This window comes from Sinorhizobium sp. 7-81 (assembly GCF_030124405.1).
GTDB lineage: Bacteria > Pseudomonadota > Alphaproteobacteria > Rhizobiales > Rhizobiaceae > Sinorhizobium > Sinorhizobium psoraleae.
In genome coordinates this window covers 740,258-752,232 of sequence record NZ_JASKLT010000002.1, presented here as the reverse complement: position 1 = coordinate 752,232, position 11,975 = coordinate 740,258, and the positions used below count along the sequence as shown (strand labels likewise).

Annotated in this window: 14 protein-coding genes and 1 pseudogene; 7 read left to right on the top strand and 8 right to left on the bottom strand. The window is 60.1% G+C overall.

The window, feature by feature from the left end:
- Positions 1-321: 321 nt before the first annotated feature.
- Complete coding sequence (locus tag QN224_RS10755) at positions 322-516, top strand: hypothetical protein (protein ID WP_283976638.1); 195 nt, start codon at positions 322-324, stop codon at positions 514-516.
- 339 nt (positions 517-855) lie between these two features.
- On the opposite strand, the gene QN224_RS10750 is transcribed toward QN224_RS10755, so the two are convergent.
- Together QN224_RS10750 and QN224_RS10745 are read right to left on the bottom strand one after the other, a co-directional pair.
- Positions 856-1,296: a DUF421 domain-containing protein gene (locus QN224_RS10750; RefSeq protein WP_173512158.1), complete on the bottom strand. Its 441-nt coding sequence runs from the start codon at positions 1,294-1,296 to the stop codon at positions 856-858.
- 113 nt (positions 1,297-1,409) lie between these two features.
- Positions 1,410-1,916 carry a hypothetical protein gene (locus QN224_RS10745; RefSeq protein WP_283976637.1) on the bottom strand — a complete coding sequence of 169 codons (507 nt, stop codon included), beginning with the start codon at positions 1,914-1,916 and terminating at the stop codon, positions 1,410-1,412.
- Positions 1,917-2,182: 266 nt separating this feature from the next.
- Between QN224_RS10745 and QN224_RS10740 the strand changes: the two genes are divergently transcribed.
- Positions 2,183-2,344 carry a Thivi_2564 family membrane protein gene (locus tag QN224_RS10740; RefSeq protein WP_173512156.1) on the top strand — a complete coding sequence of 54 codons (162 nt, stop codon included), beginning with the start codon at positions 2,183-2,185 and terminating at the stop codon, positions 2,342-2,344.
- A gap of 121 nt (positions 2,345-2,465) precedes the next feature.
- Positions 2,466-2,729 carry a hypothetical protein gene (locus QN224_RS10735; protein ID WP_173512503.1) on the top strand — a complete coding sequence of 88 codons (264 nt, stop codon included), beginning with the start codon at positions 2,466-2,468 and terminating at the stop codon, positions 2,727-2,729.
- 21 nt (positions 2,730-2,750) lie between these two features.
- Here QN224_RS10735 and QN224_RS10730 read toward each other — a convergent pair whose 3' ends face one another.
- Both QN224_RS10730 and QN224_RS10725 read right to left on the bottom strand, forming a co-directional pair.
- On the bottom strand, positions 2,751-3,029 hold the full coding sequence (locus QN224_RS10730) for a hypothetical protein (protein WP_173512155.1): 279 nt from the start codon (positions 3,027-3,029) through the stop codon (positions 2,751-2,753).
- A 560-nt stretch (positions 3,030-3,589) separates the two neighbouring features.
- Positions 3,590-3,829: a DUF982 domain-containing protein gene (locus QN224_RS10725; RefSeq protein WP_173512154.1), complete on the bottom strand. Its 240-nt coding sequence runs from the start codon at positions 3,827-3,829 to the stop codon at positions 3,590-3,592.
- A 500-nt stretch (positions 3,830-4,329) separates the two neighbouring features.
- Here QN224_RS10725 and QN224_RS10720 point away from each other — a divergent pair, with 500 nt between their 5' ends.
- A complete protein-coding gene (locus tag QN224_RS10720; RefSeq protein WP_283976636.1) occupies positions 4,330-5,430 on the top strand; it encodes a glycosyltransferase family 4 protein in 1,101 nt (366 codons plus the stop codon).
- Between the two features lie 25 nt (positions 5,431-5,455).
- A complete protein-coding gene (locus tag QN224_RS10715) occupies positions 5,456-7,660 on the top strand; it encodes an amylo-alpha-1,6-glucosidase (RefSeq protein ID WP_283976635.1) in 2,205 nt (734 codons plus the stop codon).
- A gap of 66 nt (positions 7,661-7,726) precedes the next feature.
- Here QN224_RS10715 and QN224_RS10710 read toward each other — a convergent pair whose 3' ends face one another.
- The 3 genes and pseudogenes from QN224_RS10710 to QN224_RS10700 form a co-directional block, all read right to left on the bottom strand.
- On the bottom strand, positions 7,727-8,506 hold the full coding sequence (locus QN224_RS10710) for an ATP-dependent Clp protease proteolytic subunit (protein ID WP_283976634.1): 780 nt from the start codon (positions 8,504-8,506) through the stop codon (positions 7,727-7,729).
- The gene (locus QN224_RS10705; protein ID WP_283976633.1) at positions 8,493-9,800 is read right to left on the bottom strand and encodes a hypothetical protein; all 1,308 of its coding nucleotides are present in this window, start codon (positions 9,798-9,800) and stop codon (positions 8,493-8,495) included. The genes QN224_RS10710 and QN224_RS10705 overlap by 14 nt, the downstream gene beginning before the upstream one ends.
- A 139-nt stretch (positions 9,801-9,939) precedes the next feature.
- Positions 9,940-10,086 (bottom strand): annotated as a pseudogene (locus QN224_RS10700) (IMP dehydrogenase); the annotation flags it as partial.
- Between the two features lie 91 nt (positions 10,087-10,177).
- On the opposite strand from QN224_RS10700, the gene QN224_RS10695 reads away from it, so the two are divergent.
- Positions 10,178-11,074 (top strand): LysR family transcriptional regulator, encoded by an 897-nt coding sequence (locus QN224_RS10695; RefSeq protein WP_283976632.1) that lies wholly within the window; start codon positions 10,178-10,180, stop codon positions 11,072-11,074.
- Between the two features lie 74 nt (positions 11,075-11,148).
- On the opposite strand, the gene QN224_RS10690 is transcribed toward QN224_RS10695, so the two are convergent.
- Entirely contained in the window at positions 11,149-11,625 is a 477-nt protein-coding gene (locus tag QN224_RS10690; RefSeq protein ID WP_173512148.1) for an NUDIX domain-containing protein, read from the bottom strand.
- Positions 11,626-11,791: 166 nt separating this feature from the next.
- On the opposite strand from QN224_RS10690, the gene QN224_RS10685 reads away from it, so the two are divergent.
- Positions 11,792-11,975, top strand: a 184-nt coding sequence (locus QN224_RS10685; protein WP_283976926.1) for an alcohol dehydrogenase catalytic domain-containing protein, incomplete at its 3' end; no start/stop codon positions are given.

Here is an 11,975-nt window from a genome sequence, read left to right as displayed (position 1 = left end):
GTTCGCAGCTCCTCACGGGCTCGCGTCCGCAGCCAGAACATCGCGAAGCCTGACCAGGAACGGGCACATATTCCCTTAGGCGGCCGCTGATCACCTCAGGAACATTTCTAGAGTCCTCGGGTTCTATCCTGCAAGGAACAAAGGACGAAGGGAAGCGAGGATGGGTTACGCCGACCGAAGTCATCCTGCAGCAGGACCTGTCGATGGCACAATGGCTCGATGAACATACCGCCGCGATCACCCGCAAGTGCCTCGAACCCGACCAGCAAGATCGGACCGCCAAGGATTAGCGGAGCCGTTTCGGGACAGGAAGGAACATCCATGGAAGCCGCTTTGCTCATTGTTGTCATGGTATCACCGCTCGAGTTGGTATTGACGCTGTTGTGGTTCGGGCCACTGCGCGGAGAGCAAACAAGGCCCCCGAAACATTCAGCGATTTGGGGCCATACGCCGCAAGCCTCCGGCCTTGATGATGGACAGCAGATGCCTCATCGCGTCGCATTCCACAAACGCTGACATGCTCGGGCGCGCGAATGATCCGGCGTCATTGGAGCAGCAGGAAACCTGACGCTACCTTACGCCTGAAGTCGCCACTCTTTTTGCAGTTGCAAAGGTAGCGCCACTTTGGCGAGGACGTTGCCTTGCCGCTGAACGGCTTGGGCCGGATGTCGGCACCCTCGAATGCGGTGGCAAGCAGGACGAAGTCATCGGCGTAATTATCGACCGGCTCGCGCTTCAAAGGCCCTCGGAGCGCCGCCCGCGATGGCCTGTAAAGGTTTCAAATGTGGGTTGTGTCCGAAATGCAACTCCATTCCGCCATATACTGCTGCTTGGTGGTTCGCTTCCGACACCTGGCTATTGGGGTACGATGCTGATGCCCCCATCGGCCTCGAGAATAGCGAACCTTATCTGGTCGAGCCGAGCCAGGCCGTGCTGCTCCCGTGCGGCAGCCAGCACCTCCTCCAGGTCCACCCTCGCTCGTTTCAATGCATGCGTGTCGATCTTACCTTCCGCAATGAGGACAGTGGGCGTACCGTCCAGAAGCAGCGCCACCTTGGGCATCGACCGCTTTACATAGGACAAGAGAATGTCGAGGCCGAAGAGAGTAAGTATGAGAACCGTCGCGTTCGTGATGGAGAAGTCTTCTCCCAACAGCGCCTGTTGAGTCGTCTCGGCAATGATCAGTAGCAGCACAAAATCGAAGGTCGTCATCTGCGCAACGGTGCGTCGGCCGGAAAGGCGCAGCACGATGAGCAAGATGAAGTAGATAGCCGCGCCGCGGGCAACAGATTCCATGCGATCACTCCTAGAGCAATTCCAGGAAAAGTGCGTGACGGCTTCCCGTCATGAACTGCTTCATTTCAAAGGGTTAGATCATTTCGCTGTTTCGATGAAAACAATGAGATGATCTAGGGCCAAACGATCGTCCGAACGTCTTGAACAGGCTCCCGGTTTATTCCCACCCGATAACTGGCGATGCCGGGCCGGTACGGTCGAACGTGGAGGGTGAGCAAGACGTCCTGCCCCGGTACCGAGTGGAAGTGATAGGTCATGCCATGGTCGCCCGCTTCGGCGGAGATCGGCGCTGGATGGATCGTCTCCACTCGGAAGCTCCGGAAGAATTCCCGGCTGAACGTGACCTTCGCACCCTGTTCTCGAGCTGACAGCAATGCTGTTATGGCCTCAGGCGCTTCCCAGCGGCTGAAACGAGGAAACTCCGCGGTGCCTTCCTGGAAACGGATAGCTTGTTTCGAGAATATCCCACCGGAGCCGCTGAGGCCGAGGATGACGAGAACGAGAACGCTAGCAAATCCTAACCATGCGAGCCTTTCGGCACTCCAGAATGCTTCCTGGAACTGCCGATGCTCTTCAACCTGCAGCCCATCGCTGCGAACTTGCGGCTCGTTCAACGGCATAACTCCTCAAGAGCGCAAAACGTTGAGACAAGGATGAATGTTCCCTTAGCCGGTCGCGGCCGGCATCGTTGAATTGTGGAGGGTCGGCCGCGGCCGCCCCGTACCCGCGCAGCCGCGCTCGAGGCATCATCGGCGCGACCGTGAGATACGCGTGTCGCGCAGGAAACAGTGACGAGCGACATGTGTTGTTATGTGTGCTGCCACTTGCTTTTTGTTCCACCTCTCATAGTTGAAGCTTCATGCAGCAAGCACTCGAGGCGGTTAGCATGTCGATACTGATCAGCATCCTGATTACCTTTCTCGTCGTCATTCTCGTGCTCTATCTCGTGAACCGCCTCCCGATCGAGGGGCGCACCAAGCAGCTCGTTCAGGCCATCGTGATCATCATCGGCATCTTGTCCCTGCTGAGATACCTGGCGGTGTTCTGACCAGCCAAGCGGTGGAAGAGGGCAGGCGGGTTCGTCCGCCATCGGTCTTCAGGGTGCAGGGCACCTTCCTGCGCTCGCAAGCCAGCAATCGCGTTTGCCCAGGAACATGTTATAAATGGCAATGGCTGAAAACGAACAGCAGTACGAGTTTTCTGAATTCTCCGGCGAATTTGTCGACGACGGCGTGATGGTCATTATCGGTATATATCGCCCGGCGGGCACGAATGGGGATTGGACGCTCGAGGTCGTCGATCAAGAAGGATACTCGACCGTCTGGGACGATCTGTTCGCCACCGATCGTGAAGCGTTTGAAGAATTCCTGGCGACCATCCAGCGGGACGGCATCCGCAGCTTTCTCGACCAATCCATTCACACGGTGCATTGACGCTTCGTGACGCCAGCGATCCTATCCAGCCCCGTCCGCGCCAACGTCGAGGTACCGGCCAATTGACCGCAGGTAGCTGACGATCTCGAGCTTGAGGAAATCGCGATCGCCATAGATCTCGTCAATCTTCGCCAGCTTCCGCCCCACTCTTTCCTGTTCAAGCGCCGGCAGGTCGGCCTCCCCGATGAGGTACTTGTCATGACCGACAGCGCAGATATTGCAGCCGGTCTTGATGACGTCGTCAACGAAGTCGGGAATCTCACTCGCCTTCATCAGCTTATGCTTGATATGCTCCGCCATGGAGATTACTCCCGTTCACAATCGATACCGGCCTCTGGGCCGCGCCGTCGCCACGTTTGCCGCAAGTCCACGCAAGGACAGCCTGCAGCCTAAACTCGCCAAAACGCGTAGCCGCCGTACCGTGACGTTAAAATCTTGAACAGCCCGGATCGGTTCCGCGCTCCTACCGGCGCCGCTCATCCACGCCCTGAAGGAGGAGAAGTGCAAGCGCTCCTGATTGGGTCCCTTAAGAGTGGAACGATTCAATCGAGGGCAAGTTTGGAAAGTGTCGCGATCCCAAGCGACAACCAAGCCGGCTCCGAAGCTGCCCTCGAGATTGGAGCCCGCAACGAGCAATGCCCGCGCATTTACCTCCCTAATCCGCGGGCATCGCTCAACACATTGCTTGCAACTGACGGCTTCTGATCAAGGCCGCGAAAGCGCCAAGGGCTTCACTTACGCAGCGCTGGCCCATCTATGGGTTTTCTCGCTACTGACTAGGTCGAGCGCCCAATGGACGAAGCTCCAAGGCATTCGCCTTCTCGCGGGAGTTGCTGGGCCAAACGTCGGTTCGATGGACCTCAGTCGCACTGGAATGAGGCTTCAATCGCCGCGGCAATAAAGGCTTGGCGGGAGAGTGCCAGGTCTCCCCTCATCTCCAAGGCAGCGTAGCAACGGTTCTTCGCGCGTTCATAGAACCAGCCGCCGCCTTCCGGCCACTCCGAAAGGCACTGCAGCGCCTCGTGAGGACCGTTAATGCAGCGCTCGCGGCCCCCGAAATTGCCTACCTTTACGGGCTTGTCCCACAGGAACTCCTGCATGGCTCCCTCCATGGTTTGCGCAAGAACGTTTTCGGAGCTTCGTTGTTCCTGAAGCTGGCGACATCTCCATTGCGGAACATTGCCTCGTCGGGGCTGTTTGACGTCTGCACATTCAGACGAAGGGCGGAAATGCCGTCCGGGACAAGGGCCGAGCCGAAGCTCCCACGAAAGCTTGGCGGCGCCTCCGACAAGGTCAGGAATGTGCGCAAGACGGTGCTATCATTACGGTAGCCCCCAAAATGCGAGATTCACGCGATGGCAGATGCCGCAAACGACCGCCCGCATTTTCCGACAGCAACAAGCCCCCTGTTCGGGCTTGAGTTCGCCGACTTCCTTGATGGGGTCGCACTGCATCAATTGCTTCACGGCTGCCGTCTGCTGACCAGTGGCGGTTACCCGCTGGCTGCCGGGACACCCAAGTCCCGGCTGCTCCAGCAGCGGCAATCCCGGCCGGCGCGTGATTCATCGTCTGAACCTCGCTTGATGACGGATGTTTGCCCATGAAGATCGCGCAGATTGCACCCCTATTCGAACGCATCCCACCGAAGCTCTACGGCGGAACGGAACGGGTCGTCTACAACCTCACGGAAGAGCTCGTTGCGCAAGGCCATGAGGTCACGCTCTTCGCGAGCGGAGATTCGACGACGTCAGCAAAGCTCGTCCCTTGCTCGAACATGGCGCTGCGATTGAACCCTGCCGTTCAGGATCCGATCCCCTATCACATGATAATGCTCGAAGAAGTGCGCAGGCAAGCGGAGAGCTTTGATGTCCTGCACTTCCATATTGACCTCCTCCACTTCCCCCTTATTCGGAGCCTCGCAAGGAAAACGGTGACGACGCTGCACGGTCGGCTCGATCTGCCCGACCTCAAGCCGTTCTACGCTTCCTTCCCGGATATTCCCCTGGTTTCGATTTCGGACGACCAGCGAAAGCCAATGCCCCCCGTCAATTGGGTCGCCACGGTGCATCACGGGCTGGCGCCTGAAGTGCTGCCGTTCACCAGCGCTCCGAAGGGCGATTATCTCGCCTTCCTTGGGCGCATCTCGCCGGAAAAGCGGCCCGATCGCGCCATCGAAATTGCTGCTCGGGTTGATATGCCGCTCAAGATCGCCGCCAAGGTCGACAAGGTCGACGAGCCCTATTGGCGCAGCGAGATCGAACCGCTTGTCCAGCTGCATGCGAACGTCGAGTTCATCGGAGAAATCAATGAGCAGCAGAAGGCCGAATTCCTCGGAAATGCGCGCGCCCTGCTATTTCCGATCGACTGGCCGGAACCCTTCGGACTGGTGATGATCGAGGCGATGGCCTGCGGTACGCCGGTGGTCGCCTTCCGCTGCGGCTCGGTGCCCGAAGTCATCGACCACGGCGTCTCGGGCTTCCTCGTCGACAGCATGGAGGAGGCGGTGAAGGCGGTCCAGGATCTCGACCGCATCAATCGTCGCACTGTCCGGGCGACGTTCGAGGAGCGGTTCACGGCGCGGCGCATGGCGAACGACTATCTCGATATCTATCGCGGCCTCACGGGCGGACGTCAAAAGGTCATGCCGATCAATGCGACCGACGAAAGCGGCGTCCACACTGCCTTCACCAGGGTCGCCTGAGCCTGATGTAACGGAGATCGAACCTATGGGAGCCGATATCTACGGGGGACCGGCCGAAGCCCTCCCCGACGAAGCGAATACGGGCAACCTGGTGCCTGCAGCAGTTTCGCGCTACGAGCGGACCTCGAGATCCTTGAAGCACGGCGACACCTTCGCCGTGTTCGACCACAATGGCGATGCGCTCTCCTCTCCGTCCAATCCGGAGGGGATCTTCCACCGCGACACCCGCCATCTATCGCAGTTCGTGCTGACGTTGAACGGCGTTCGGCCGCTGTTGCTGAGTTCCACGCTGCGAGACGACAATGCCACACTCGAGTGCGATCTCACCAATCCGGCGCTCGTGCTCGATACGGGTGGCGAGGTGCTGAAGCACGACCTCATTCACGTGCGGCGCACCCGTTTCCTTTGGAAAGAGGCCTGCTACGAGCGCCTCGTGCTCCGCAACTATGATGAAATGCCGAGAACGGTGAACGTCGAGCTAGACTTCGCCGCCGACTTCGCCGATCTTTTCGAAGTACGCGGCACCTCAAGGTCACGCCGCGGTAGCTATCATAGCCCGCTTGTCGGCAACGATCGGGTCTTGTTGGCCTATGACGGTCTCGACCGCCGGACCCGCAGCACAGCCCTGCGCTTCGACCCAGTGCCACAGACACTTTCTGGCGCAAAGGCACGCTTCGTCGTCGCTCTCGCACCTCATCAGGCGCAATCGATCTTCATCGAGATCATCTGCCATGACCGTCAGGAGAACCGGAATGCTTCCTCCTTCAACTTCTTTCTGGCGCTTCGCGACGCCAGGAGGGCGCTGCGCTACTCGTCCTCGCGCGCCGCCGCGATCGTCTCCTCCAACGCAGTGTTCAACGAGGCTGTGAGACGCAGCGCCGCCGATCTCTACGTGCTGCTCACCGAAACTCCTGAAGGCCCCTACCCTTACGCGGGCATTCCCTGGTTCAGCACCGTCTTCGGCCGCGACGCGCTCATCACCGCACTCGAGACCCTGTGGCTGGACCCGGAGATCGCAAAAGGCGTGCTCAGGCATCTCGCAGCGAACCAGGCTACCCACTTCGATCCTGTCGCCGATGCGGAACCGGGCAAGATCCTGCATGAGATGCGCTACGGCGAAATGGCGGAACTCGGCGAAGTGCCTTTCCGGCGTTACTACGGCAGCATCGATTCGACACCTCTCTTCATCATCCTTGCCGGCGCCTATCTCGATCGCACCGGCGATCTGCAGACGGTGCGAAGCCTCTGGCCACACGTGGTGGCAGCGCTCGACTGGATCGACCGTTTCGGTGACCGCGACGCCGACGGCTTCGTCGAATATGGAAGCCGGACCGCAAAGGGCCTCGTGAACCAGGGCTGGAAGGACAGCCACGATTCGATCTTTCATGCAGATGGGAGATTGGCCGCTGGGCCGATCGCGCTTGCCGAAGTACAGGCCTATGTCTTCGGCGCCTGGCAGGCGGCCGCTGGCCTGTCGCGGAAGCTCGGCCATGTCGACGACGCGCTGAGGTTCGAGCAACGGGCGGAAGATCTGCGCATCCGCTTCGACAAGGCGTTCTTCGACGAGGAACTCGCGACCTATGTGCTGGCCCTCGACGGCGAGAAGAATCCTTGCCGCGTCCGTTCCTCCAACGCGGGCCATGCGCTCTTCACCGGCATCGCCCTCCCCGAGCGCGCCGGAAAGGTCGTGTCGACCTTGATGGCGCAATCCTCCTTCTGCGGCTGGGGCGTGCGCACGATCGCTGCCTCGGAGGCCCGCTACAATCCGATGAGCTACCACAACGGCTCAGTCTGGCCGCATGACAACGCGCTGATTGCATCAGGCTTCGTGCGCTATGGATTCCGTATCGAAGCGGCCAGCATCTTCGAAGGGCTGTTCGCGGCGTCGACCTATATAGACCTCAGACGCCTGCCAGAACTCTTCTGCGGCTTCGCGCGCAAGCGCGCCCGCGGTCCGACTTTCTACCCGGTTTCCTGTGTTCCGCAGGCTTGGGCGGCAGCAGCACCGCTCTATCTGCTTCAATCGATGATCGGCCTCGGTTTCGATCCCGACAGGGGACATGTGACCCTGAACGAGCCGACGCTCCCACCCTTCCTGGACGAGGTCGTGCTAACACGCCTGCGGACCAGTTCGGGCCTCGTCGACGTAGCGCTGAGACGCGCGAGATCCCAGGTCGTTGTCGATGTCCTGGAACGGAAGGGACAAGTGAAGGTAACGACGACGCACTGAGGTCACACAAGGAGCCGGGATAGTTTCAAGGAAATGATCTAAGCCGCGACGGATTGCGACAATGGCCTAACTCTTCTTCTTGGCAGTTGCGAGCGGCTCGGTGGTCAGCTTGAAATCGGCCATCTCCTTCGCCGTCAGGTAATAGAGTCGGTCCGGCGGCGTTTCGAGAGCATTGATCCAGAGCCCTGCGCCGATACCCATTGCATCGAAATGGCGGGCGACCCGGGCGGTGGTGGACTGCGCGGTCGACATGGCCTGTTCTGCTGTCGACCGGTCCTTGCTGCCATTGAAAAACTGGTGCACGCCGACCACCGCATCCTTTTCAGCCAGGCGCCCCACGCCGCCGGCAAAGACGATCGGGCAGGAGGAGGCGCAGAGCGCTTTTGACGCCACTTTGGTATCGAGCTTCTTTTCGCGGATCAGCTTCGAAATGGCCAGAGCGTCTTCCACGGAGCCCCCAGGAGAATTGAGCGCCACCGTCTTTACGTATTCGCCGCGTACCTCGATCTCCCGGGCGAAGCGCGCTCCTGCCCCAAGGTCGATGGTGCCTTCGGCGAGCAATACGCCGCCGGATGTGAGCTCAAACTTCATCGGCTGGCGCAGCACTTCATGGGAGCTTGCCGGTTGTACCGAGGGAGGGTTGGGCATGCCCTCCGTCAGGGCCGGAGGCAGAATGGGTTCATGCAGCGGATCGAAACCCGGCACTTCGGCATTCATTGCCGCGATGTCGCGCATGTCAATCAGCAGGAAGACCGCCGCAGCCGACAGCAAGATGAAAAAGGCGCCGCGCATCAGCACACCGTCGTCGAGCCGCATCAGCGCCTTGAACGGCTCATCGATCCTCATGCGGCCGATCCTTGACACGCGTTCTCGGGTCGAGACTGGTGATATTGCTCGGCTCCTCGACGTTGCTCTCTGTTTTCGCCTGGGCACCCATCTCCTCAAGGTTTATCCCGTTTGCCGTTACCGCTCGCTGCACTTGCAGCGCTTGCAGAAGTTCCGCAGCCGTGATGCGCTCGGCAAAGGGCAGCCTCTCCTCCTGTTTGCGGATGGCGCCATGCACGGCGGCGAGAATGAAGACCAACACGCCCGGCAGCAGGTCGATGGAAATGGCACCGGCCCAAGCGGGAATGAAATCAGTCGCATAGCGCAACACGGCTTCGGCCGAAGACAGCGGGACGAAACGCCGCTCCGACACCGGCGCCCGGGTAAGGATTTCGTCGGCCGCCTCAGAGAGCACCTTGGACTGGGCTGCAACCGAAGTCCGCACCGTCTCCATCACCCTGTCCTGCCGGTTGATGAGATCGGCATCACCGCCATCAGCCACCGGTGCGATAAAGCCGAGGGACAGGTCATCTGCCGCGCGACGGATCGAGGGCGCGATGGAAGTCTGTCCCAGCGAGGCTATTACGCCTGTGAGCGCCACCACTTCGGAGGAAAACTGGTCGGCTCGCGGTTCGATAGCACCGGGCGCCGAGACCAGCGTGCGCATGGTTTCGAGCCGCTTCTGCCCTTCGTTGAACAGCATCGTGAGCTGTTCGCGGGAGGCGTTGATGCCATTTTCGAGCTCCTTCATCTGCGCCGACATTTGCGACAGAAGCTGCACCACGCTTCCCGATCCGGTCGTGCCGGTGAGCGCTCCCGATTGCCGCTCCGAGGCGGCAAGCTGCGCGAAGCGTTCGGATGCCCGCTGGATATCGGGCAGCAGGCTTTGGGCCGCAAGCGCATTCTGGTGCGCCTGGTCGAGGTCGGCGGTATAGTCCTCCACCGTTTCGGCGAGGTGCTGTTCGAGCGCCGCCGAACCCGCCAGCGCCGCCGCATTGAGCCAGCTCGACATCGCAATGATCATGGCAGCGCCCAATGCCATCACACCCAACATGGCAGCCCTGCCCGTATGGGTGGTCACATGCGGATAGAAGCGGGCCATGTAGGACCAGAAGGCATAGATGCCGACGGAGACCGAGGCCGAGTAGATGATCGCCGCGAAGAAGATCGCGGTCGGCGAGCCGTCGAGAATGCTGCGTACGCCGAGATAGGTATAGACTCCCGAGGCAAGCGCCAGCACTGCAAGCGCAAAACGCGTCATGGTTTCGACGGCCGCAACGCCGTCGTGCAAACGTTGGGATGCGCCGAGCGCCATGGACAAGATCTCCGCAAAGGAATGTATTCCTTAACAGAAGATGAAGAAGCGGGCGGAATAAAGGCCGCCTCTTGGCGTATTGGACCGTGCATCCGTGTTCGAGCTGCTGTGTTGAGACGCGCGGCGCTGTAGAGCGGCGTCAAACACGCAGTAGCGTTTTAATCGCGCGGCGCTCGTCCATGGCACGATACCCTTCGGCCACATCGACAAGCGGCACTTCAAGGTCGAATACCTTGCCGGGATTGATGATGCGGTTCAGCACCAAATCCATGAGATATGGAAGATAACAGAGGTAATGCCTATGGATTAGTGGCCATAGTTCGCTTAGATTTATCGACGTGAAGCATAAATCGAAGACGCGCATCCGGACGTAAGCGATGGCCAGGGAAGACTTCAATGATCTGTTATGGTTCCTGGCAGTGGCCGAGGAACGCAGCTTCACGAAAGCGGCTGCCAAGCTCGGCATAACCCAGTCGACACTCAGTCACACGATCAAGCGCCTGGAAACGCGCATGGGCCTCAGGCTGTTGGCCCGGACCACCCGGAGCGTTGCATTGACGGAAGCTGGCGAGCGCCTGCTGCATTCGCTGGCGCCGCGGGTATCCGCCATACGCGACGATCTAGCGGCGCTCATGGCCCTGCGCGACACGCCGTCCGGCACGATCAGGATCACGCTGTCGGACCACGCTTTGGAGAGCCTGGTCTGGCCCAAACTGGAGCCGATCCTCTCGCAGTATCCCGACATCAAGCTTGAACTGGGCAGGGACAACGGCTTGCGTAATATCGTGGAAGATGGGTTTGACGCAGGCATTCGCCTTGGCGAGAGCATCGAAAAGGACATGATCGCGGTCCGGATCGGGCCGGACTGGCGCCTTCTGGCCGTCGCGTCGCCCGAATATCTGGCAAATCGCCCGCTACCGCGGCATCCCCAGGAACTGATCCAGCACAACTGCATCAACCAGCGCCAGACAACGAGCGGTGGGCTTTATGTCTGGGAGTTCGAGAAGGACGGGCAAGAGCTCCGCGTCAGGGTCGACGGACAATTAACCTTCAATAGCTCCTACGCTATAGTCGATGCCGCCCTGCAAGGTCACGGCATAGGTTATGTGCCGGACGACCTTGTCAGGGAACACATCATGGCGGGACGCTTGGTACCCCTGCTCGAGTCCTGGTCGCCCCCGTTCGCCGGGTACTACATCTATTATCCCAGCCGACATCAGAACTCCCCGGCATTCAAGGTCGTGGTCGATGCGTTGCGTTACCGCGAGGATTGAAGCTCGGAAGAGCGGTCTTCCGGAGAGTCGAAAATCATTGATGCCTGCAGTATCGCCCCTCCATTTGCTGAAGGTCATTCGGGGGGCGGCGTCTTGCCGTGCAACGTTTCAAGGCGATCTATAAACGGCAGCTGCGACGCGTTTATCTTCTCCCGCGCTTCCGGCACGCTGAACCATCCGGCACGATCGACTTCCGGAAAGGCCTGCGTCTTTCCGCTGTGCGGCGGCCATTCCATCTCGAACATATTGCTGCGGATATCGGTGATGTCGAGGTCGCTCTCGCCGGCATAGGCGGTGACGAGCTTGCCGCTTTTCTGGCGCAGTTCCCCAAGGAGCTCCAACGCCCCATTCATCGCGATGCCGGTTTCCTCGAGGAATTCGCGCCGCGCGGCTGCCTCCGGCTGCTCATCCGGGTCGTATTCCCCCTTGGGGATCGACCATGCACCAAGATCCCTGTTGCTCCAGAAGGGACCGCCGGGATGGACGAGCAGGACACGGAGCGCCCCATTCTCATGTTTATAAAGCAGGATGCCCGCGCTTCTTTTCGGCATTTGCGATCCTTCCGAAGCCGATGGCTGTCTTGATGAAACCGGTGAAACTGCGATGCGATGGAAACAGGCTATCCGCCACCCATCACGAAAGGATATCATTGCCGAGCAGCGTTTCGAACAGCACGAACTGCGACGAGATTTTGCAACTCCAGGGAGGCCGAAGCGGATGCGCGCGATGGTCCTCGAGAGGATCGGTGAACCCTTGCAAGCGGTGGAGCGGCCGCTTCCAGAGCCGCTTGCCGGTGAGATCCGGTTGCGCGTCGAAGCCTGTGCCGTCTGCCGCACCGATCTGCATGTGGTCGATGGCGACCTGCCGCAGCCGAAGCTGCCGCTCGTTCCGGGTCATGAGA

Bases quoted from the DNA above. Each gene is read 5' to 3' on its own strand.
- QN224_RS10755 (WP_283976638.1), top strand. From the start codon at position 322: ATGGAAGCCGCTTTGCTCATTGTTGTCATGGTATCACCGCTCGAGTTG.
- QN224_RS10750 (WP_173512158.1), bottom strand. From the start codon at position 1,296: ATGGAATCTGTTGCCCGCGGCGCGGCTATCTACTTCATCTTGCTCATC.
- QN224_RS10745 (WP_283976637.1), bottom strand. From the start codon at position 1,916: ATGCCGTTGAACGAGCCGCAAGTTCGCAGCGATGGGCTGCAGGTTGAA.
- QN224_RS10740 (WP_173512156.1), top strand. From the start codon at position 2,183: ATGTCGATACTGATCAGCATCCTGATTACCTTTCTCGTCGTCATTCTC.
- QN224_RS10735 (WP_173512503.1), top strand. From the start codon at position 2,466: ATGGCTGAAAACGAACAGCAGTACGAGTTTTCTGAATTCTCCGGCGAA.
- QN224_RS10730 (WP_173512155.1), bottom strand. From the start codon at position 3,029: ATGGCGGAGCATATCAAGCATAAGCTGATGAAGGCGAGTGAGATTCCC.
- QN224_RS10725 (WP_173512154.1), bottom strand. From the start codon at position 3,829: ATGCAGGAGTTCCTGTGGGACAAGCCCGTAAAGGTAGGCAATTTCGGG.
- QN224_RS10720 (WP_283976636.1), top strand. From the start codon at position 4,330: ATGAAGATCGCGCAGATTGCACCCCTATTCGAACGCATCCCACCGAAG.
- QN224_RS10715 (WP_283976635.1), top strand. From the start codon at position 5,456: ATGGGAGCCGATATCTACGGGGGACCGGCCGAAGCCCTCCCCGACGAA.
- QN224_RS10710 (WP_283976634.1), bottom strand. From the start codon at position 8,506: ATGAGGATCGATGAGCCGTTCAAGGCGCTGATGCGGCTCGACGACGGT.
- QN224_RS10705 (WP_283976633.1), bottom strand. From the start codon at position 9,800: ATGGCGCTCGGCGCATCCCAACGTTTGCACGACGGCGTTGCGGCCGTC.
- QN224_RS10695 (WP_283976632.1), top strand. From the start codon at position 10,178: ATGGCCAGGGAAGACTTCAATGATCTGTTATGGTTCCTGGCAGTGGCC.
- QN224_RS10690 (WP_173512148.1), bottom strand. From the start codon at position 11,625: ATGCCGAAAAGAAGCGCGGGCATCCTGCTTTATAAACATGAGAATGGG.